We start from the raw sequence: 21,583 nt of genomic DNA on the forward strand, positions 1-21,583 counted from the left end.
CCGCAGCCTCCTCTCAATGCTCCCATTGGGACCGCCCCCATCGGAGCTGCAGCAGTGTCACCAGCAAAATAATAAGCAGAAACACCGCCGCCATCGCCGAAGCGTAGCCCATATTCGAGTTGCCGAACGCTTGATCGTAAATGTTCAGCGCCAGCACCCGGGTTTCGTTGAACGGCTCCCCCTTGGTCATAACCTGGAATTGAGGGAACGCCTGGAAATACGAGACGACGGTCGTGACCGTTACGAACAGTGTCGAGCGGCTCAACAGCGGCAGCGTGATATGCCGAAACATGTGCCACCGGCTCGCGCCGTCGAGTGTTGCCGCTTCGTAGTACATGTCGGGGATCGAATCGAGCCCGGCGATGAACAGCACGATATTGTAACCGATGTCCGCCCATAGTGTCATGACAATGACCGACAGCAGCGCATAGTTCGGATCGCTCAGCCAATGCACCGGCGGGATGTGCAGCTTGCTCAGCACCAGATTGAACAGGCCTTGATCGCTGAACATCGTCCCCCAGACGACGGCCGACCCGGACAGTGGCGCGATCGCGGGCAGAAAAAAGACGGTGCGGAACACGCTGCGCAGCCGCCGCGACCGGACCCGGTGAATCCCGAGTGCAATCAGCAGCGTAATGACAATGTTGACGACGACCGTGAACGCGACGAACTTGAACGTCACCCACAGCGCCTTCAAAAAGAGGGCGTCGTGAAACAGCCGGACATAATTGTCCAATCCGACAAACGGCGATTGGTCCGCCAGCGGGCTGAATTTGTAGAACGATAAGATCAGGCTCCAGGCGATCGGAGCGAAGGCGAACAGGCCGAACAGCAGCAGAATCGGCGTCAAAGATACGAACGCGAACCGTTTTTCCTTGCGGTATTGGGCGGCTGCGCTGCTCCGGAGCGCTTTGCCGCCGGGCTTGCTAGGTATACTAGAGCTGTTTTCCATCCCTTAACACTCCCGGTTTACTTGTGTTGATCTTGACTATCGTTGACAGCCTTCTCGATCGCTTTCAATCCGTTCTCCACCGTTTCCTTCCCGCTCACCATGAGCTGGAAATGATCGTTGATTTGCTTAAAGAAATAGTCGCGGTCCCAGATGAGGCCGATCCATTGCCCGTGCGGCAGCAAGCCGACGGATGTCCTCATGAACGGGTTTTTGCTTACGAACTCCGGGTCTTCCGCGACCTCCTTCTTGGCCGGTACCGTAAAGGTGCCGAGGTTCCACGCTTTCAGATTTTCTTTCGACGAGAGGAATTGAATGAAATCCCACGCTTCCTTGGACGCCTTGCTCTTCTTCGAGACAACCAGGCCCCACCCGGACTCGGCCGCAAAGGATGGCGGATTGTCGGTAAAGGACGGCACCGGCACGTATTCGAAATCTTTTGCCTTGTAATTGTCGAGACCGGCGGCAATCGTCCATGGTCCCCGGTAGGTCATCGCCGCCCCGCCCTTGAAGAAGTAGTCGGACGAATCGAGCTGTCCCCCGAAGGCTGTCAGATCGGTCACTTGATCCCGCACAACCAAATCCTTGAGTGTCGTCATCGCCTTGACCGCCTCGGGCGTCTGGAAATTGACATGGCCGTCGCTGCCCCAGTACTTGCCGTTCTGCTGCAAAATCATCGACAGGAACGTAAACGTAATGTTGTCCCCCGAGATGAAATCGAAGCCTTTTACCTTCATCCCGCTGCCGTCGCGCACCGTCAAAGCCTTGGCGCTGTCGACCAGCTCCGCCCATGTCTTCGGCGGATAAGCGAGTCCTTTGTCGCTAAACATTTTGGGATGCGTCAGCATGCCGCCGTTCTCGATATTGAATTCGAGCGGAAGCCCGTACAGCTTGCCGTCCCACCTAAACCCGCCCAGCGGAGCCTCGTAGTACGCTTTGCCGGCCTCCACACCGCCCGGCACCTCCGATAGAAGGCCGTTCTTGGAATATTCCGGCACCCACGTGCCGAACGCCTCGGCGATGTCCGGCGGATTTTGCGCGGAGAACGACGCTTTCAGCTTTTGGTTATAGACGTCGTAAGGAAAGCTTTGATAGCTGATTTCCACATTTGGGTGCGCTTTCATATAGCTGTCAATCAGCTTCTTATAATTATCGTTGAATGCGTCCGCCTGATGGCTCCAAAACACCAGCTTCACCTTTTGGCCGTTTCCTCCGCCCGCATTACCGTCAGCTGCACCGGACGCCGGCTCTTGCGAGCAGCCGGATAGTGCAACGGATAAGCCCAAAGCGGCAAAAAGCGATGCCTTCGTCAATCGTTGTGCACCTTTCATTCGAGTTCCCCTTTCTCGTAGATCGTCATCGTAGATTGGAATCGATTGCCTATCCAAAATGTACCGCTTTCATTGCGCAAAGTCAACAATTATTTTTCAGTTATTTGCGGCAATTACTGCAAAAATATATTTCGTTTTGCAGTGATCATTTCAGTTGACCTGACGCGTCGTTTTGCGTAACATGAAGAGTAGAATTTGCGGCAAATTTTCTCATTATCCGATACGAAGCGGGGTTACGTTATGCCAACACTGAAAGATATCGCGGACCGCGTCGGCGTGTCCGTCTCCACGGTGTCCCGCGTCTTGGCCAACGACGCCAACCGGACCGTGAATACCGCAACCAAACAAAAAATATGGGACGTCGCCCGGGAGCTCGGCTATCAGATCAAATCGTCCGGCGACGACGGCAGAGCCGTACGGGGCATTGGCTGTATCGTGTCGACGCTTCAGAACCGCCACTATCACCCTTACTTCTCGGTCATTTGCGACGGCATCGAGAAGGAGCTGGCCAAGCACGGCTATAAAATCGCCTTCACCTATACGCAGGAAGAGCTGAAAAAGCCGGAAATTCTGAAGCATGCCGTTCAGGACAGCCAGGTCGAGGGCTTGATCGTCATCGAGGGCATCGAGACCAAATTATACAACCATCTGAAAAAGCACATGCGCAATATCGTCGGTATCGACGTGTCGGACCCCGACATTCCAACGATATCGTACGACCGGGTGGAAGCGGCGCGGCAGGCCGTCCATCATCTGATCGAGCAAGGCCACCGCGACATTTTGTTTATCGGGGGCACCGGACGCTCCGGCAAATTCGAGAAGGAGAAGCGCTACCGGGGGTACCGGACGGCTTTGGAGCAGGCGGGGCTGCCGATCCGGGCGCAGCGGATTATCGACGCCGGATGGGAGCCGAACAATGCGTATCAGCTCATGCTGCGGTATTTGGACAAGCACGTCGAAGATTTGCCGACGGCGGTTTTTGCCGCAAGTGACATTATGGCCATGGCGGCGATGCGGGCGATTGCCGAGAAGGGCTACCGCATTCCGAGCGAGTTCGCCATCGTCGGCTTCGACGATAACGAGCCATCACGCTACACGATTCCGCCGCTATCCACGATCCATATTCCGACGTACGAGATCGGCGTTGTTGCCGCAAAAACGATGCTGCAATGCATCCGCGATCCGTACCCGCTGCCGATCAAAATTTTGGTGCCGTTCGAGCCGATGTTCCGCCAATCGAGCGAATGGATACTGCCGGGAGAAGCCGCCCACAACAACAAAAGGACAGCCGAGTGAACTTCCGCTCGGTCTGTCCTTTTTCGTTTTATATCGTTTGGCCGTACACGAATTCGCCTTCGATCATCGTCCACCGGACGTTATAGTCCGCGTCCAGCAGCACGATATCGGCATCGGCGCCCGGCTCGATCCGCCCCTTGCCGGTCAAGCCGAGAATGCGGGCCGGCGTCGTCGAAGCCATGGCGACGGCTTCATGCAGCGGGATGCCCAGCTCTACCGTCTGGCGAAGCGCCAAGTTCATCGTGACCGTGCTGGAGGCAAGTGAGCCGTCCTGGAGCCGGGCGACGCCGTCCTTCACTTCCACCTGATGGCCGCCAAACAGGTACGTTCCGTCGCCAAGCCCCATCGCTTGCAGCGCATCGGTAATGAGCACCATGCCTTCCGGGCCTTTCACTCGGTGCGTGAGCCGGACGATAGCCGGATGCAGATGGACGCCATCGACGATCGCTTGCAAGCTGACGCGTTCGTCCTCAAGCGCCGCGACGATGAGACCGGGCTCCCGGTGATGAATCGGCCGCATCCCGTTGAAGCAGTGCGTCATGTGGCTGGCGCCCAGCGCGAACGCTTCTTTCGCTTCTTCGTAAGTCGCGTCGGAGTGCGCTAGAGCAACGATGATTCCTTTGGCAACCAAATAGGCCACGAGCTCTTTTCCGCCGGGAAGCTCGGGAGCCAGCGTCACCATCTTCATCAGATCGCCCGTCTGCCGGAGGATCTCCTCCATTTCCGCGAGATCGGGGTGCCTCAGGTAACGCTCGTTCTGCATTCCCTTCCGCTTCGGATGCAGATAAGGACCTTCCATATGAATTCCGACTATTCGCGCTCCGGGTTCATGCCCGGCCACACGCCGCACGCACTCGATCATCGCCAGAAGCTGCTCGATCGTCGAACTGACCGAAGTCGCCAGGAACGAAGTGCAGCCGGTCCGCACGCAGGCGCGGGACACCGCTTCGATGCTTTCGGGCGTGCCGTCCATCATGTCGAGCCCGTCCGCTCCGTGGATGTGGACGTCGATCATCCCGGGGATCAGCAGTCCGCCTTGGCCGTCGATGACGTTCGGACCCTCATGCCCCCCTTCCTTCACCGCTGCGATCCGCCCGTTCTCTACGAGCACAGAAGCCAGCGGCAGCACTTGATCGACAAGCGCGACTCGAACATTCGTTATCCAATTGTTTGTCATGGGATGTACGACCTCCAAGTATAATGGGATTCAAATCATGGCAATGACCGGGAGTCCCGCATCGAGCGGAAGCTTCCGTTTTCGATACGAGCACTTACGGCTTGATAGCCGTCAAAATAAACCGGCTGCACGTCGTGTCGATATAGCCGTGCTTGCGAATATGGGCATGTATTTCTCTCAGGGCGGCCTCATACTTCCGTACGGAGAAATCCGGAATCTGCCACGGGATCGCCTGCAGATAATAAATGATGGCTCCGATATCGTAGAATCTTGTCTTCGTGCGTTCTTCGTCGCGAGATATGACCCGCAGTCCGGCACGCTCCAGCCCCTCCGCCGCCACTTCAAGGCGCCAATCGGCAAGCTCGAACGGCGGTGCGCCGAGCCAATCGTTAATTTCACGATCGTTGTCCCCGCCGACCTGCTGCGTAAGGAAAGTGCCGCCCGGCTTCAGGATGCGGGCGATTTCCTGCGGAGCGAACGATTCGTGACGGTTAATGACCAGTTCAAACCGGGCATCCTCCAGAGCAAGACGCTCGTCGTCTTTCACCGGCACGACCGGTACGCCCAGCGGCTTCAGCCGTTCTGCGGCAACCGCGATATTCGGCTCGTAGCCTTCGGTCGCCACGGTATCCGCCGGAAGCGGCGCGAGCGAAGCAAGAAACTCGCCTCCACCCGTGCCCATGTCCAGCAGCGACCGGACGGCGGACAGCCGTTCCCGGACGTGAACGTAATAATTCCAGCGAAGCGGAAACTCCCGCATTCTTCCCGTATCGGTAAGACGCGAGAAATCCCATCCGGCAAACGGTTGATCGGTCTCATTCAAATAGTATTCGAATTCGGTTAGAGCAGGTTGAATCACCTTTTTCACCCCCGTGTTTGGTTAGGAAACAAAAAAATAGCGCTGCACCGCCGCAACGCCAAAGCGTCCGACGGGCTTCGCTATTCATTATGGAGCAAAACTTCATTTTTTTCAACAAAAATAAAAATATTCTCCTAATTTCAATCCGGAATAACCCGCCGTGCGAGCAAGAAATGCTGGAACCAGTACTCTCCTTCTTTCTCGTCCTTATGAATATTGCTGATCACTACGCCGATCCCGGGCTGGTACGTATGAAGAATTTTTCCTTCCCCCATATAGATCCCCACATGCCGGACTTTATTGAGACCCGTTTCATTCGGAAAATCTTCGTCCGAGAAAAACATCAAGTCGCCCCGCCGCATGTTCATGAACGTAGTATCTTTTCCTTGGACCGCTTGCTCTCTGGCGTTATAGCCTAGTGAGACCCCATGGTGACCGTACAAATATTGAACGTAGGACGAGCAATCGAACGCCTTGTCCTCAAACCGTTCCGCCCCGTAGACGTATGGAGTCCCCATATACTTAACGCCTTCCGCGATAATGGCATCGGCCGTTGTACGCCACGATTTGGCGCCGCCGGCTTCCTTCATGCGCACGCTGCTGTCGGGCGTGGGCGGCAAGGCCGCTTTTTCACCCGGCACATTCGAGTTGATCCGGCTTTTCGGCTGCGGTTGGCTGCAGGAAGCAGCCGCTCCTGCAACGAACAGCAGGACGGATAGCGTCCATACGATGCTCTGCCACGATTTGCCCATGCAATCCCTCCTCCTCCCTATTGTGAAAATAGAGAGGCAAGGCTATGCGTGGGAATTGATGGCGGATCCGCGATCTATAAAATCGGCGACAGCAGTCGGGTGACCGACTCGCGCGCGCGGTGAAAACGCGGACGGCTGTAATAGCGCTCCAGCGTCAATTCCGTGCAGTGCTTCAGATCGTGCTCGAATATTTTTTTCAGCTTGGACACGGTATTTCCTCCGTAGATTAAAGCATTGACTTCAAAATTGAGCTTGAAGCTGCGGATATCGATATTGGCCGTTCCGACGGACCCGACCTTGCCGTCGGCTACGATCGTCTTGGCATGAATGAAGCCCCGGTGATACAAGTAGCACTTGACGCCGACATCGAGCAGATCGCCCAAATACGAGAACGACGCCCAATATACGATTTTATGATCGGGTACGGCAGGAAGCATAATTTTGATGTCGACCCCGGACAACGCGGCCATCTTCAACGCATTCAGCAGACTTTCATCGGGAATGAAATACGGCGTCTGCAAATAAACGGACGCCTTGGCGGAGTTGATCACTTTAATATAGGCATTTTTGATCTGTTCCCGGTCGTTGTTGGGCCCGCTCGACAAAATTTGCACCCCTGCGTGCCCCTCGTGAATCGGCAGCGGGAAATACTCCTCGATCGGGTTCAACTTGATTCGCGAAGCCAGATTCCAATCCATAATGAACTGCGCCTGCATCTGAAGCACGGAGCTGCCTTCGATTCGCAGATGCGTATCCCGCCACGGACCGAAGCGCGAGTCCAACCCCAGATACTCGTCCCCCACGTTAAACCCACCGATGTATCCGCACGTTCCGTCGATGATCGCCAGCTTCCGGTGATTCCGGAAGTTCAGCCGCATGTTCACATACGGAATGCGGGACGGAAAAAAGGCGGACGCCTGCCCGCCCGCCGCCAGAAGCGGTCGGAAGAAATGCTTGGATAGTCCCGCGCACCCGATATCGTCGTATAAAAAACGGACCTGTACGCCTTCCTTCGCCTTTTCGCTAAGCGCGGCGATCAGCCTCCGGCCCAATCTGTCGTCCCGAACGATGTAGTACATCAAATGAATGTGATGCTTCGCCCCGGCGATCGTCTCGAAGAGCGAGTCGAATTTGCGGTTGCCTTCCGTAAAAATATCGATCCGGTTATCTTGCGTAAAGAAGGCGTATCCGTTCTGCAAATTCATATAGATCATATCATGGTAATCTTCCATGACCGGATCGTGGTATTCGATCCGGCGCATGGCGACCGCTTCAATCTGCTTCTCGACCAGCAGCGCCATGTTGTGCAGCTGCGCTTCCTGCGCTTTATAAATTTTGCGCTTGCTGAGGTTTTGCCCGAACAGCAAATAGGCGACGAATCCGATCCCCGGCAAAAACAGCAGGACCATCAGCCACGCCCACGTGACCCCGATATTTCGTCGCTCCAGGAAGATGACGGCAAATGCAAACATGATGTTGATAAACGAAAGTACAAAGTACAAATTTCCGAAGATGTTCAAGCTGCCAGCCACCTTTTTTCACTGCCCAACGGACCTTATGGTCCTTTCATTGTAGCATTGGACCTTAACCGGGGCAACCGGGTAGAGCCGTAGCTGCGGATTGAAAACATACCGGAAAAAGCATACAATAAGCGTTGATCATCATTGTCAAACTTCATTCATTTCATCATTATATCGGACGGTTTGGAGGAGCGGAACTCATGAATAATACGATTACAGAAGCACTGCGCCGCCGTAGAGCCGTGCGCAATTTTCAAGCCCGCGAAGTCGAAACGAACAAGATCGAAAAGCTGCTGGAGGCTGCGACTTCGGCGCCAAACGACCGGCTTCGGGAGCCGTGGCACTTCTATGTGGTGCGCGGTGAGGCCAAGGAGCGCTACACGGAGCTGGCGCTTGCCTTCCTGCAGGAGCGGTTTCCTACGAAGCCGGAGCTGATCGAAGCTTCCATGACGGCAGTCCGGAACACGCCGCTTCTTATCGTTGTCGCATCGGATGTCGTGCCGGGCGATGCGGAAGCGTCCGAGGACAACGAATACGCCGTTGCCTGCGCCATCCATTCCATGTGGCTGGCGGCCGGCGAGCTTGGCCTTGGAATGGTTTGGAGAACCCGCGGCGTCGGCTTGGTCCGGGACGAACGGCTTCACCGTTTTGTGGGCGCGACGGAAGGGCAAAAAATCATAGCCACGCTTTGCGTAGGCTACCCTGAAGGCGAAGCTGCGCCGACGAAACGAACGCCGTTCACAGAAAAAACCACGTGGCTGTAATCTGAATCGCAAAAAGGACGTACCCCATGCTTTTATAACATGTGGACACGTCCTTTTTTCATAAAGCCGAAGCCGCCAGACCCGGCTCCTTAGGCTTGACCAGTCAACCGTTCCTTCGTATCGGTTTCGATGCCACCTAGCCGTTTCTCGAACGTTTTGCGCCAGCTGTCGGACAGCTGGTCAACGGCCAGCATGGCGCGCATTCCTTCTGCATTTTGCTTCTCATGATGCATAATGCGGTTGGCGAACGTAAGCGTTCTGCCGTGCGGATGACGCTCCAGCAAGATTAGCTCGTCTCCTGCAGCGACCTTCCCTTCCTGCAGCACCCGGAAGTAATAGCCGGTATAGCCGGTGTTCTGCACCCAGAGCGGCAGCTCGGGTACGCCGTATTTGACCGACAGCTTGAAGCAAGGCTGCCGCGGCTGGCTAACCTGCAGTATGGCGCCGCCCACCTGAAATGTATCCCCGATACAGACATCGTCTTCCAACAAACCCTGCGTCGTCAAATTTTCTCCGAATGCACCGTACTGCAGCTCTCTTCCGAGCTGCTTGACCCAATAAGCATAATGCTCGTAGGGATAGACGCACACCGCTTTGTCTTTGCCGCCGTGATGTACAAGATCCGCCTGCCCATCCCCGTCGAAATTCAAGGAAGACAGGAATACCTCACCCTTGACGGGATGCTTGTAAATGCCCGTGGACACTTCCTTTTTCTCAAACGGAACGGGTTGCGGTTTACCTACATTGAGAGAAACAATCTTGATCATCCTTTATTCCAGCTCCTGCCGTCGAAAATTGCATTGTTCATTCCACTATACAGGAAAATACGCCGGTATAAAAGAACCCATCGGAGCGTAATGTAAAATGTTCCCATTTCTTTCCCAGACGGTTACTCTGTGAACGTAGCATAGAGCAGGTAAACATTCAATGCGAGAATAAAGATGGCGACACTCCAAGACAAGACCGTCAGCCACCGGGCATTGACGAATTCGCCCATTTTTTTCTTATCGCTCGTAAATTTAACGAGAGGGATGACGGCGAACGACAGTTGGAAAGATAAGATGACCTGGCTGAGAATGAGCAGCTTCGCCGTCCCGCTTTCTCCCGCGATAGCCGTAACGATGACGGCAGGGATGATCGCAATCAGCCGTGTGATCAGCCGGCGCAGCCACGAAGGCATCCGGAAGTTGAGAAAGCCTTCCATAACGATCTGTCCGGCCAGCGTCCCGGTTAATGTCGAGTTTTGTCCGGAGGCCAGAAGCGCTACGCCGAATAAAATGCTTCCGACGGCGGTTCCCAGCAGCGGCGTCAGCAGTTGATAAGCGTCGTTGATTTCCGCCACTTCGGTTAAGCCCGCCCGGTGAAATGTCGCAGCCGACAATATCAGAATCGCGGCATTAATGAATAGCGCGAAAAACAAAGCGATGCTCGAATCCCAGGTGGCGTATTTGATCGCCTGCCGCTTACCGGCCGTCGTCTGCTCGAATTGCCGCGTTTGAACAATCGACGAATGAAGGTACAGGTTATGCGGCATAACGGTCGCGCCCAAAATACCGATGGCAATATAAAGCATGGCCGGATTGGTGACAATCTGCGTTGTCGGAACGAATCCCAAGGCGATACCGCCGATGTCCGGCTTGGACAAAAAGATTTCGACCGCGAAGCAGGCGCCGATCGTCACGATCAGCACGATGACCAACGTTTCGATGTAACGGAAGCCTTTGTTTTGCAGCAGCAGCACAAGCAGCACGTCCAGCACGGTGATCATGACCCCGTACAGCAGCGGAATGCCGAACAGCAGCTGCAGCGCAATGGCGGAGCCGATGACCTCGGCCAGATCGCACGCGGCTATGGCCAGCTCGCACAGCACCCACAGCATCATCGAGACCGGCTTGCTATAGTGGTCGCGGCACGCTTGAGCAAGATCCCGGCCGGTGACGATTCCGAGCTTCCCGGCAAGGGCCTGCAGCAGAACCGCCATCAGATTCGAAATCAGAATAACCGATAACAGCGAGTAGCCAAATACGGAGCCCCCGGCAATAGACGTAGCCCAGTTCCCCGGGTCCATATACCCTACGGCAACCAAATAACCGGGTCCGGCAAAAGCCAGAAACTTTTTGATCCAGCTTCCGCTCTTCGGGATTTTCAAAGAGCGGTATACTTCCGGCAGCGAATGCTGCGTTCTTTCCAATCTCCAACCACTCTCGTTTTCTGTACGCTCTTGTCTTTTGGCTCTCGGGCTTTGTTCGATTCTCGTTTGTACTCCCAGTTCTTCATTCATGTTCTACACCTCTATCTGTATATATTCCAGCAACAAGATGCCCCAGTCAAAAAATGATGTCATTATCTAACATTTATGTCCCGGGTTAAATTTGTTGTCCTAGTGCAACTTTTGGGGTAAAAAAATTAGTCGTAGAAAATACTATTCAGATTAAAATAATTCTATACTAAAAATTTTACTCATCTATTCGTTTTCGTCAAGAATTATTTTTTGGAGGCGCTGCAGGAATAAAACCTTGACTGAGAATCTAGCGGGAATACATCCGCAGAAAGGCGCATATCGTAGGAAACAGCGTTCCATTCGTGGAGCGACCATCGAAAGCGAAAGGGTTGGATGAGACGATGTGGGAAAGCGTGCTAAAAAAAGATCAGTTCGAGATTCGGATGAATCCGACGTACAAGTCGATCCTGTTCCAGGTTTCGGACTCGGCAGGGTCGGAAGGCAGGCCGGCGTTGGTGCTGAACCAAGCCGAGCTCTTCGAACTGCTGCACGCCTTTCTGGCGATTAACCGCTCCTTTAACCAGGAGACCATGTACTATGAAGAGGGGCCTGACGGCGCCTAATCTAAAAAAGAAGGCCGGGTACGCGCACATGCAAGGCGCTCCCGGCTTTCGCTCCATTTGGCTGAAGCTGCTGGTTCGTTCACTGCCCAATCCCGGACTCAACCACCAATTGCCGGTACAAGTCGGCATATTGCTGAGCCGACCTGTGCCAGCTGAAATCTTTTTTCTTGATGTTGTTCATCAAGTTCGTCCACACTTCCGGCTCCCGATATAACTGGACGGCGCGTTCGATTGTGAACAGCATGTCATGGGCGTTATAATTCGTAAAACTGAAGCCGGTCCCTTCCCCGGTCGTTTCGTTATAAGGCGTCACGGTATCCCGAAGCCCGCCGGTCTCGCGGACGATCGGGACGGAGCGGTACCGCATCGCAATCAACTGGCCGATCCCGCACGGCTCGAACAATGAAGGCATCAAGAACAGATCCGACCCGGCATAAATTTGGCGGGCCAGCGCTTCGTCGAATAAAATTTGCGCCGACAGCTTGTTCGAAAATGCACCAGCGGCCCCGCGGAACAGCTCCTCGAACCGCGGCTCTCCGGTACCCAGCACGACCCACTGCGCATCAAGCGCCATCAGTTCGGCGATCACCCGGTCGATGAGCGCCAGCCCCTTCTGGTCGACCAGACGCGTCACCAGCGCGATCAACGGCACGTCCTTGTCGGTCGGTAGGCCCAAGCGCTCCTGCAGCTTCAGCTTGTTCTCCTGCTTTTTCGCGTATGAATCCCGGTAGTTGACCTCCAGATGCGGGTCCGTCATCGGGTCGAACTCCTCGTAATCGATCCCGTTCAAAATGCCTTGCAGCCGGCCGTTTTGGCTGCGCAGCAGCCCGTCGAGATGTTCCCCGTAATACGGCGTCTGAATTTCTTCCGCATACGTCGGGCTGACGGTCGTAATATAATCCGAGTACAGCAGACCGCCCTTCAGGAAGCTCGCCCCGCCGTACATTTCCAGCGCATACCCGTGCAGATGCTCTTCGCCCAGAGCAAAAAAGTCCTGAAACTGCTCTTTACCGAAGACGCCCTGGTATTTCAGGTTATGGATCGTAACGATCGTTTTGAGATGGAAGTACAGCGGCTGATGGCTGAAATGCGCCCTGTACAGCACCGGAATCATGCCCGCCTGCCAGTCGTGGCAGTGCAGCAGGTCCGGCATATAATCGATATGCGACAAAGCGTCAAGCACGGCGCGGCAGTAAAAGGCGAACCGTTCCGCATCGTCACCGTAGCCGTAACAGCCCTTGCGCCGGAAGTAATATTCGTTGTCGACAAAGTAAAACGTAATACCCTCATGCTCCAGCTTCTGGATACCGCAGTATAAGCTTCTCCAGCCCATTTGGAGAGTAAAGGAAGCGACGGTTTCCATCTGCTCCGTGAAACGTGCCGGAATGTCCTCGTACTTGGGCAGGATGACCCGGACGTCAATCTCCTGCTTCGCCAGCTCCTTAGGCAGCGAGCCGATGACATCGGCAAGTCCCCCCGTCTTGACAAAAGGTACGGCTTCTGACGCGGCAAATAACACTTTCATGGCTTCCTCTCCCTCCTTTTAAAATCCGGTGAAGCAACAAACCTAAATCACCTTCGTCTTCGAAGCGATAAACGGCGCCTGCTTATCGCCGGTCAGCACGCGGCCGCGGCTGATAAACACGTCTTTGTCCAAGATCGCGTTCTCGATAATGACATTTTCTTCGATCTCGCAGTTTTGCAGAATGATGCTGTTTTTGACGTATGCACCCTTGCGGATTTTGACCCCGCGGAACAAGATGCTGTTCTCCACCTTGCCTTCGATGATGCAGCCGTTGGCGATCAGCGCGTTGCGGGCATGGGCGTTCTCGGCGTAGCGGGCCGGCGGTTCGTCCTTGACCTTCGTGTAGATCAGGTTCTTCTGGAAGAACAGCTCGCGCCATAGTTTCGGATTGAGCAATTGCATGCTGTGCTTGTAGTAGCTTTGGATCGTATTTACTATGCCAGTATGGCCTTCGTGAAGGTAGCCGTAAACGCCCAGTTTGTCGACGTTCTTCATAATCCCGTCGCGGACGAGATGATCGTACCCTTGGGCGAGGCACGATTCGACCATATCGAGCAGCAATTCCTTGCTCATGACGTACATTTCCATCGACACGTTATCGGTGCGCAGCCGTCCCGAATGGTCTTCGATCAGCGTGACTTTGCCGTCTTCCTTGACGGCCATCCGGCGGAAGGAGGCGCATTCGTCTTTGTCCGACTTTTTATAGACGACCGTGATGTCGGCGCCCTTCTCCAAATGGTAATCCAGCACGGCATTGTAGTCGATATTGCAGACGATGTGGCTGCGCGAGATGATCACATAATCCTGCCGGCCGCGGTAAAAGTAATCGCGGTGGCTGTAGAACTGGAACAGATCGCCCCGCGCCAGTCCGATGTCCCCGTGAAGGACGGCGGGCAGGATGAACAAGCCGCCGCGCTTGCGGTCTAAGTCCCACTCTTTTCCAGATCCAAGATGGTCCATGAGGGACCGGTACTTATGCTGCGTGAATACGGCGACATTCTCGATGCCCGAGTTCACCATATTGGACAACGTAAAATCGATCAGCCGGTACCTGGCGCCGAACGGCACCGATGCGACACACCGGGAATAGGTCAGCTCCTCCAAATCGTCCCGCTCGTTGACAAGATTGATTACGCCCATCATTCGCTTCATGCGGCTTCACCCTTTCCCAGAGGCACTAGTGGTCCTGCCGATACACTCGTTGCTGCCGATCAATACGATATCTCCGCCGCCGTCCTCGTCCGGTTGTCCGATGACACACCCGTCCTCCACGACCGTTCCTTCGCCGATAATCGCCTTATGGATGCTCACGTTGCTACCAATCGTCACGTTCGGCATAATGACGGAGTCTCGGATGACCGTACCCTCGCCGACCTGTACGCCGTAGAACAGCACGGAATGATCGACCTCGCCGAACACGCAGCAGCCTTCGTTGATCAGCGACCGCCGCACCTGCGCCGTCGGGGCCACGTACTGCCCGGGCTGGCACGGATTGACCGAATAAATACGCCATTCCCGGTCGTTCAGGTTGAATTCAGGCTCATCCTCCAGCAGGTCCATATTGGCTTCCCACAAGCTCTGAATCGTCCCGACATCCTTCCAATAGCCTTCAAAAGGATACGCAAAGAGCGGCCGCCCTTCGCTCAGCATCAGCGGAATGACGTCTTTGCCGAAGTCCTTGCTCGATTCGGGATCGGCCTCATCCTTGATCAAGTATTCCTTGAGCGCCTGCCAATTGAAAATATAGATCCCCATCGAAGCCAGGTTGCTCTTCGGCTCCTTCGGCTTTTCGGCGAACTCGGTAATCCGGTTTTCGTCATCCGTGCTCATCAGGCCGAAGCGGCTCGCTTCCTCCCACTTCACTTCGATGACGGCGATCGTGCAGTCGGCCGCTTTGCTTTTATGGAAATCGAGCATCCGGTCGTAATCCATCTTGTAAATATGGTCGCCGGAGATGACCAGCACGTACTCCGGATCATACTGCTCGACGAACGAAATATTGCGGTAGATCGCGTTCGCCGTTCCCTTGTACCAGTCGCCGCCGCTCTGCTCCATATAAGGGGGCAGCACCGTCACGCCGCCGCTCTTGCGGTCCAAATCCCACGGCGTTCCGATTCCGATATACGTATTCAGCACCAGCGGCTGGTACTGCGTCAAGACGCCGACCGTGTCGATGCCCGAGTTCGTGCAGTTGCTGAGGGTAAAATCGATGATCCGGTATTTTCCGCCAAAATGAACCGCAGGCTTCGCCAGCTTGCTGGTCAGAACGCCCAGACGCCTTCCTTCCCCGCCGGCCAGCAGCATCGCCACACACTCTTTTTTACGCATCGGCTTTCCCCCTCCTCGTAGTCGCCTTGGTCCGCTTGCGTTTGATTTTGACAGGCTTGAAGATGACGGCAGCCAGCGGAGGCAGCGAAATATGCAGGCTGTCCTGCCGGTCGTGCCACGGGACGTCTTCCGTCCGAAGTATGCCCTCGTTCAGCTTGCCGGAGCCGCCGTATTCGCCCGCGTCGCTGTTGAACAGCTCCACGTACTCTCCGGCGAACGGGACGCCGATCCGGTACTTCGCATGATACACGGGCGTAAAGTTGCAAGCGATCACCAACACGTCTTCCGGATTGCCGGAGCTGCGCATAAACGTCGTCACGCTCTGGCGCTGGTCGTGTGGGTCGATCCAGGCGAATCCCTCCGGTTGATGGTCCAGCTCCCATAGCGCCGGCTCGCGCAGATACAGTTGGTTCAGGTCCCGGACATACCGGTGCGTGCTGCGGTGGCTGTCGTAGCCGAGCATCTCCCAATCCAGATCCTCCAGGTCCTTCCATTCGTCGAACTGTCCGAATTCGCCGCCCATGAACAGCAGCTTTTTGCCCGGATGACCCATCATATAGCCGAAGAGCACCCGCAAATTCGCGAACTTCCGCCAATAATCCCCGGGCATTTTGTTGAGCAGCGATTTTTTGCCGTGCACCACTTCGTCGTGCGACAGCGGCAGCACATAATTTTCGGAGAAGGCGTACATGAAGCTGAACGTCAGCAGCCCGTGGCTTCCGGGACGGAAATACGGGTCCGTCTCCATGTACTTCAGCATGTCGTTCATCCATCCCATGTTCCACTTGTAGTTGAACCCAAGGCCCCCGGCGTCAACCGGCGTCGTCACAAGCGGCCAGGCGGTCGAATCTTCGGCCATCATCAGCGCATCGGGGTAACAAGCGAATACCGTGCGGTTCAATTTTTTCAGGAAAGCGATCGCTTCGGGATTCTCGTCTCCCCCATTGACGTTCTTGACCCACTGCCCGCGCGGCTTGCCAAAATTCAGATAAAGGAGGCTCGCGACCGCATCGACGCGCAGTCCGTCAATATGGTACACATCCATCCAGAACATCGCGTTCGAGATCAGGAAGCTGACGACTTCAGGCTTGGAAAAATCGAAGGCGAGTGTGCCCCACTCGGGCTTCTCGGCTAAGGCGGGATCGCTGGGCTCATAAAGCGGCCGGCCGTCGAACTGCCGCAGACCGTGCTCGTCCTTGACGAAATGGCCCGGCACCCAGTCCATAATGATGCCGATCCCCGCCCGGTGGCAGCAGTCGACGAAATACATGAAATCTTTCGGCGTGCCGAAGCGGCTGGTGACCGAATAATAGCCGGTTGCCTGATAGCCCCAGGACCGGTCATAAGGATGTTCGGCAAGCGGAAGCAGCTCGATATGGGTGTACCCCATCTCTTTTACGTAATCGACCAGTTCGCTTGCGAGTTCACGGTAGGAATAGTAGGCACCGTCGGGCTTTTTTTTCCAGGTGCCAAGATGCACTTCATAGATGTTTAACGGGGAGCGGTAGACGGATTGGGACGTTTTGCGCGATTGCCATTCCCGGTCGGTCCATTCGTAGCCGTCCAAGGAGCAGATACGCGAAGCCGTTCCCGGCTTGAGCTCGGACCAGAACGCGTACGGATCGGCTTTATACAGCAGCGTTCCGGTAGAGGTGACGATTTCGTATTTGTAGTACTCTCCTTCCCGGACGCCGGGCACGAACAACGACCAGACGCCCCAGGTGCTTACCTTTTGCATCGCGTGACCCGAGCCGTCCCAGCAATTGAAGTCGCCGACCACCCGGACCTCGCGGGCGTGAGGGGCCCAGACGGCGAAGCGAACGCCGCATCCCCCCCCTGACTCGGCCAGATGGGCGCCAAGCATCCGGTAGCTTCGGAATAAATTGCCTTCGTGGAACAGATACAAGTCCTCCGGACCGGGGATCAAGCTCATCACGTTCCGTTCATCCCCCTTTTCGATGATTGTTTCTGCCTCTACTTACACAAATACTACGCGCTTGAATAAATTCCTGTCTGAAAAGTGCAAATTCTTCGTGAATTCAGAATTTGGCAAAAACGGCGGCAATCCGAAAAGATGAAAAAAAAGGATTTTGCTTCCCTTTGTGGAAGTAGTAAGTCACACCCAAAGAGAGAGGATGGATTAATGTATGAATGACAAGCTGAAAGGTTTGGCGCTGGGCCTATCGCTGGGCGTCATGCTGACGGGATCGGTCGCCTATGCGAGCGGCACTCAAATTGAGGTATATTTTAAGCAGCTCAAATATATGTTCGACGGTGTAGAGAAAAAACCGACCGCCGAGCAGGGGCAAGGTTTCATCTATAACGGCACCACCTACGTGCCGCTCCGATTCGTCAGTGAAGCGCTCGGCAAGGAAGTAAGCTGGGACGACAACAGCGGGACGATCTGGGTCGGCAAGAAAGGCGATCCGAACGCCATCGTCGCAACCTATAAGGGCGGGCAGATTACATGGGGTGAGGCCAACAAGTTCGCTTCGGTCTTGCACTTGCTGAACAGTACCGGAGAGGTTGATGAACAATTCCTGAAGCATATGATCGCCTATAAAGTGTTAGCCGGGAAGATTACCGCGGAGCAGAAAGCCGCCCTCCCCGCTGAAGTCGACAAAGAATACGGGGAAATAAAAAAATATTTGATCGAACTGCACCAAACCGAGGACATTGCCTCCCTGCTGGCCAAGGAAGGATTGAACGAGCAGGATGTGCGCGACTATCTCGGCCTCTATATCGCCGCCGGGGAGGCACTCTCCATCCAAGCGACCGACGCGAAGCTGAAAGAAACCTACGATGCGGCCATCGCAGCGAAAACCGGCGAGTTCGTAGAAGCGTCCGTACGGCATATTTTGATCGGCTTCAAGGACGCCGAAGGCAAAGCGCGCTCGAAGGACGACGCCAAGAAGCTGGCGCTCGACATTGCCGCGAAGCTGAAAAACGGCGAGGATTTCGCCGCGCTGGCCAAGCAGTATACTGACGACCCGGGCTCCAAAGATACGGGCGGGCTGTATGAGAACCAGCCGGTAACGGACTGGACTGAGGCGTTTAAGAAAGCGGCTGTCGAGCTGGAGCTGAACAAAATCAGCGATCCGATCGAGACGGAGTTCGGCTACCATATCATGCGCGTCGAAGCCCGTTCCACGCAGTCGTTCGACGAAGTGAAGGACGAGATGAAGAATGAAGCGATGACCAAAGCTTACCGTACATTTATGGATCAAGAGCTGCCGGGATTGATCGAAAAGCTCGACCTACCTAAGGCCAAGTAATTCATCTATACGAAAAAAATCGCACTATGATGAACAAGCCGGAGCGCTCTTTCGTGGCGTCTCCGGTTTTTTGCGTCCGGCCGATGGATTCGTCTGCCGGAATCGTGTAAAATGTTGAAGAATAACGGCTTTGCTGAATGGGCAATGCTGAGACTGGAAATCAAATTAAAGGATGGTCGCTACTTATGTTTGCAGCACAAGATTGGAAAGATTACGAATTGATCGATACCGGGGGCGGCGAGAAGCTGGAACGTTGGGGCAGTATCGTCCTGCGGCGTCCCGATCCGCAAATTATTTGGCCGCTGCCCAAGGAGACGGGCGTATGGCGCGAAGCCGACGCCCATTACCATCGCAGCTCCAGCGGCGGCGGCAACTGGGAATACCGCAAGGACATTCCCGAGCGCTGGACGATCTCGTACCGCGGGCTGTCGTTTCATATTAAACCGACCAGCTTCAAGCACACCGGCCTGTTCCCGGAACAAGCCGTCAACTGGAGCTGGATGATGGATAAAATCCGCAGCGCCGGCCGGCCGATCCGCGTCCTGAATCTGTTCGCTTATACCGGCGGCGCTTCCGTTGCGTGCGCTTCGGCGGGCGCCGAGGTATGCCATGTCGATGCGTCCAAGGGCGTCGTGCAGTGGGCCAAAGAAAACCTGCAGCTGTCCGGTCTCGGGGACCGTCCGGTGCGCTTCATTACGGACGACGTATTCAAATTCGTCCAGCGCGAGCAGCGCCGAGGCAGCAAATACGACGCCATTATTATGGACCCGCCATCGTACGGACGCGGCCCGAACGGCGAGACGTGGAAGCTGGAGACGAACCTGTATCCGTTTGTGGAAACGTGCATGAGCATTTTGACGGACAAGCCTTTGTTTTTCCTCATCAACTCCTACACGACGGGCATTTCGGCTACGGTTCTCCACAACACTCTTGCGCTGTCTCTCGGCCGGAGCCATGGCGGAACGATCACTTGTGGCGAAATCGGCCTGCCGATTACGGCCTCGAAGCTGATGCTGCCGTGCGGCATTCTCGGCCGCTGGGAGGCATAACGTATGAGCGGCTCTCATCCGCACGTGCCGGTGCTGTACGAGGACAATCACGTTATCGTCGTCGTTAAGCCAACGAACGTTCCAACGCAGGAGGACGCGTCCCGGGACCCCGACCTGCTGACGCTGATCAAAGCCGATCTCAAAGAGCGGCATCATAAGCCGGGCAACGTGTATCTCGGTCTGGTGCACCGGCTTGACCGGCCGGTAGGGGGCGTCATGGTATTCGCCAAAACATCCAAGGCGGCCTCCCGGCTCTCCGATGCGGTCCGTACGCGTACGATCCGCAAAGTGTACACCGCCGTCGTGAACGGGCGGCCCAAAGAACCTCAAGGAACGCTGCGGCATCATTTGTTGAAAGATACCAAAACGAATATGGTGTCCGTCGTTCCCGTTTCGAAGACCGGCGCCAAGGAGGCGGTGCTCGATTACCGCGTTCTGTCCGGCCAGGACGGCTTGTCGCTCGTGCAGGTCGAGCTGCATACCGGCCGGCCGCATCAAATCCGCGTCCAGTTCGCGGCCATCGGATGCCCGCTCGTAGGCGATCAGCGGTACGGCGGCGCTCTGGCGAAGCCCGGTCAGCAAATCGCGCTGTGGTCCACCCTGCTCGAATTCACGCACCCGGTCACGCAGGAAGCGCTCCGCTTCACGTCGGAGCCGCCGGGAGCCTTTCCCTGGCAGCTCTGGGACCTGAACGCCGCAGGGGCCGTATAACCCCCATGAACGCGATAAAACCTCCGAAACCATGATTCATGTGGTGTCGGAGGTTTTGCTTTTTCGATTTAAGGCCTTTATTTTGTCTTGATATACACCGTCTGGGCCGCCTGGTCCCAGCTCACCTCGCTGCCAAGAGCCTCGCTGATAAACCGAACCGGCACCATCGTGCTGGAACTTCCAGCGGCATAGAGTTCCTCCTGCTTGTAAGTATGTAAGATATGGCATACAGGAAAAAGACCGGGCGCCGTCATCCGACAAGGTTGTACAAAATCATTGAACGTCTTTTCAAAGCAAGCGGGAGTATGGTATGATGGATTTACAAAAAAAGTTATTGCCTGCAAACCAGAAAGGCCGCGAATGTTCCAGCATCCGCGACCTCACTACAATAGATTGCCCTCAAGGCGATCGGCGCAAGGAATAACCAAGCGGTAGACCTCTCGGGTTCCAAGGCTCAAGGGAGGTCTACTTCTTTTTTAAGTAGGAAAGTAAAGCGAGAATAAACATGCCGAACATGAACATCAACGTTACGGCATCCTTTACTTCCATGGCATCACCTCCTTCCGGATTCGCTGATGCGAACCCATCAATGACAGGGGTGTGCCAACCGTCCTTGAGTGCCTTCCCTATTGCATCCACATTATACCATACACCATGACAAATGAGAACATATTTTCGTATTTTAGTTTACAAAAACGCTAAGCATTGGCAACCTTGCCCAGCAAGTATACAAGCAATTGCTGATTGTGCGAGGAAATTCGGCTCAAATATTGCTGCAAAAACCGTTCGCGGATTTGCACGCCGCGTTCGCATTCGAAGCGCCCCTTCTCCGTTACCAATACCCACACGATACGGCGGTCCTTCTCGTCACGCTCTCTTTCGATTAACCCGCTCTTTTCCATCCGGTCAAGCAGCGTCGTAATCGCCGCGGGCGTCGTCGCCAAATACTCGATGAAATCCGAAGGCTTCATCCGGTCCCGCTCGGAAGCCAGCAGCCTTTCGAGCACCGTAAGCTGCCCTTCCGTCAACGTCGGAGCAAGCTCCGTTTCCATATGCGTGCGCAAATCTTTGGACAATTTCCACCACAGCTTGGCAAATTCATGAGTTATCATAATCATCACTCCCGAAAAACCAATCTTTTCCCTTATTATAGCATTGACTTCCGCCTTTTTAAAGGTTAACCCCATGAATATTTTAGGACAT

21 protein-coding genes are annotated in these 21,583 nt (G+C 55.1%); 6 read left to right on the forward strand and 15 right to left on the reverse strand.

Going from position 1 to position 21,583, the window contains the following annotated elements:
* Positions 1 to 13: 13 nt before the first annotated feature.
* Both ET33_RS10700 and ET33_RS10705 read right to left on the reverse strand, forming a co-directional pair.
* Entirely contained in the window at positions 14 to 952 is a 939-nt protein-coding gene (locus ET33_RS10700; RefSeq protein WP_036680503.1) for a carbohydrate ABC transporter permease, read from the reverse strand.
* Positions 953 to 969: 17 nt separating this feature from the next.
* A complete protein-coding gene (locus ET33_RS10705) occupies positions 970 to 2,280 on the reverse strand; it encodes an ABC transporter substrate-binding protein (RefSeq protein WP_036680506.1) in 1,311 nt (436 codons plus the stop codon).
* Between the two features lie 240 nt (positions 2,281 to 2,520).
* Here ET33_RS10705 and ET33_RS10710 point away from each other — a divergent pair, with 240 nt between their 5' ends.
* Positions 2,521 to 3,576, forward strand: coding sequence for a LacI family DNA-binding transcriptional regulator (locus ET33_RS10710; protein WP_036680511.1), 1,056 nt, complete (start codon positions 2,521 to 2,523; stop codon positions 3,574 to 3,576).
* A 28-nt stretch (positions 3,577 to 3,604) separates the two neighbouring features.
* Here ET33_RS10710 and nagA read toward each other — a convergent pair whose 3' ends face one another.
* The 4 genes from nagA to cls all read right to left on the reverse strand — a co-directional run bounded on the left by nagA (position 3,605) and on the right by cls (position 7,884).
* Positions 3,605 to 4,753, reverse strand: coding sequence for an N-acetylglucosamine-6-phosphate deacetylase (gene nagA, locus ET33_RS10715; protein WP_036680513.1), 1,149 nt, complete (start codon positions 4,751 to 4,753; stop codon positions 3,605 to 3,607).
* A 94-nt stretch (positions 4,754 to 4,847) separates the two neighbouring features.
* Positions 4,848 to 5,612: a class I SAM-dependent methyltransferase gene (locus ET33_RS10720; RefSeq protein ID WP_051775247.1), complete on the reverse strand. Its 765-nt coding sequence runs from the start codon at positions 5,610 to 5,612 to the stop codon at positions 4,848 to 4,850.
* A gap of 140 nt (positions 5,613 to 5,752) precedes the next feature.
* A complete protein-coding gene (locus ET33_RS10725) occupies positions 5,753 to 6,364 on the reverse strand; it encodes a C40 family peptidase (RefSeq protein WP_051775248.1) in 612 nt (203 codons plus the stop codon).
* Between the two features lie 74 nt (positions 6,365 to 6,438).
* Entirely contained in the window at positions 6,439 to 7,884 is a 1,446-nt protein-coding gene (gene cls, locus ET33_RS10730; RefSeq protein WP_036680515.1) for a cardiolipin synthase, read from the reverse strand.
* Between the two features lie 200 nt (positions 7,885 to 8,084).
* On the opposite strand from cls, the gene ET33_RS10735 reads away from it, so the two are divergent.
* Entirely contained in the window at positions 8,085 to 8,648 is a 564-nt protein-coding gene (locus ET33_RS10735) for a nitroreductase family protein (protein ID WP_036680517.1), read from the forward strand.
* Positions 8,649 to 8,737: 89 nt separating this feature from the next.
* Here the strand turns inward: ET33_RS10735 and ET33_RS10740 are convergent, their stop codons facing one another.
* Both ET33_RS10740 and ET33_RS10745 read right to left on the reverse strand, forming a co-directional pair.
* Entirely contained in the window at positions 8,738 to 9,415 is a 678-nt protein-coding gene (locus ET33_RS10740; RefSeq protein WP_036680519.1) for an MOSC domain-containing protein, read from the reverse strand.
* 122 nt (positions 9,416 to 9,537) lie between these two features.
* A complete protein-coding gene (locus ET33_RS10745) occupies positions 9,538 to 10,929 on the reverse strand; it encodes an Nramp family divalent metal transporter (protein ID WP_235206688.1) in 1,392 nt (463 codons plus the stop codon).
* Between the two features lie 302 nt (positions 10,930 to 11,231).
* On the opposite strand from ET33_RS10745, the gene ET33_RS10750 reads away from it, so the two are divergent.
* Positions 11,232 to 11,492, forward strand: coding sequence for a hypothetical protein (locus ET33_RS10750; RefSeq protein WP_036680522.1), 261 nt, complete (start codon positions 11,232 to 11,234; stop codon positions 11,490 to 11,492).
* A 79-nt stretch (positions 11,493 to 11,571) separates the two neighbouring features.
* Here the strand turns inward: ET33_RS10750 and glgA are convergent, their stop codons facing one another.
* Genes glgA through glgB form a run of 4 tightly spaced genes read right to left on the reverse strand, consistent with a single transcriptional unit; the run spans position 11,572 to position 17,278 of the window.
* Complete coding sequence (gene glgA, locus ET33_RS10755) at positions 11,572 to 13,017, reverse strand: glycogen synthase GlgA (protein ID WP_036680524.1); 1,446 nt, start codon at positions 13,015 to 13,017, stop codon at positions 11,572 to 11,574.
* Between the two features lie 42 nt (positions 13,018 to 13,059).
* On the reverse strand, positions 13,060 to 14,169 hold the full coding sequence (glgD, locus tag ET33_RS10760; protein ID WP_036680526.1) for a glucose-1-phosphate adenylyltransferase subunit GlgD: 1,110 nt from the start codon (positions 14,167 to 14,169) through the stop codon (positions 13,060 to 13,062).
* Positions 14,170 to 14,175: 6 nt separating this feature from the next.
* Positions 14,176 to 15,345, reverse strand: a complete 1,170-nt coding sequence (locus tag ET33_RS10765; RefSeq protein WP_036680528.1) for a glucose-1-phosphate adenylyltransferase — start codon at positions 15,343 to 15,345, stop codon at positions 14,176 to 14,178.
* Entirely contained in the window at positions 15,338 to 17,278 is a 1,941-nt protein-coding gene (gene glgB, locus ET33_RS10770) for a 1,4-alpha-glucan branching protein GlgB (RefSeq protein ID WP_036680529.1), read from the reverse strand. Before glgB ends, ET33_RS10765 begins: the two co-directional genes overlap by 8 nt.
* A gap of 214 nt (positions 17,279 to 17,492) precedes the next feature.
* Here glgB and ET33_RS10775 point away from each other — a divergent pair, with 214 nt between their 5' ends.
* The 3 genes from ET33_RS10775 (at position 17,493) to ET33_RS10785 (ending at position 20,380) form a co-directional block, all read left to right on the forward strand.
* On the forward strand, positions 17,493 to 18,620 hold the full coding sequence (locus tag ET33_RS10775) for a peptidylprolyl isomerase (protein ID WP_036680530.1): 1,128 nt from the start codon (positions 17,493 to 17,495) through the stop codon (positions 18,618 to 18,620).
* 185 nt (positions 18,621 to 18,805) lie between these two features.
* Positions 18,806 to 19,669: a class I SAM-dependent methyltransferase gene (locus ET33_RS10780; RefSeq protein ID WP_036680531.1), complete on the forward strand. Its 864-nt coding sequence runs from the start codon at positions 18,806 to 18,808 to the stop codon at positions 19,667 to 19,669.
* 3 nt (positions 19,670 to 19,672) lie between these two features.
* Entirely contained in the window at positions 19,673 to 20,380 is a 708-nt protein-coding gene (locus ET33_RS10785) for an RluA family pseudouridine synthase (RefSeq protein WP_036680534.1), read from the forward strand.
* Between the two features lie 77 nt (positions 20,381 to 20,457).
* On the opposite strand, the gene ET33_RS37390 is transcribed toward ET33_RS10785, so the two are convergent.
* The 3 genes from ET33_RS37390 to ET33_RS10790 all read right to left on the reverse strand — a co-directional run bounded on the left by ET33_RS37390 (position 20,458) and on the right by ET33_RS10790 (position 21,492).
* On the reverse strand, positions 20,458 to 20,547 hold the full coding sequence (locus tag ET33_RS37390) for a stalk domain-containing protein (RefSeq protein ID WP_235206689.1): 90 nt from the start codon (positions 20,545 to 20,547) through the stop codon (positions 20,458 to 20,460).
* A 298-nt stretch (positions 20,548 to 20,845) separates the two neighbouring features.
* Positions 20,846 to 20,929, reverse strand: a complete 84-nt coding sequence (locus ET33_RS40260; protein ID WP_220389023.1) for a putative holin-like toxin — start codon at positions 20,927 to 20,929, stop codon at positions 20,846 to 20,848.
* A gap of 149 nt (positions 20,930 to 21,078) precedes the next feature.
* Entirely contained in the window at positions 21,079 to 21,492 is a 414-nt protein-coding gene (locus ET33_RS10790) for a MarR family winged helix-turn-helix transcriptional regulator (RefSeq protein WP_036680538.1), read from the reverse strand.
* Positions 21,493 to 21,583 lie beyond the last annotated feature (91 nt).

Origin of the sequence: Paenibacillus tyrphae (assembly GCF_000722545.1) — a bacterium.
Lineage (GTDB): Bacteria > Bacillota > Bacilli > Paenibacillales > NBRC-103111 > Paenibacillus_G > Paenibacillus_G tyrfis.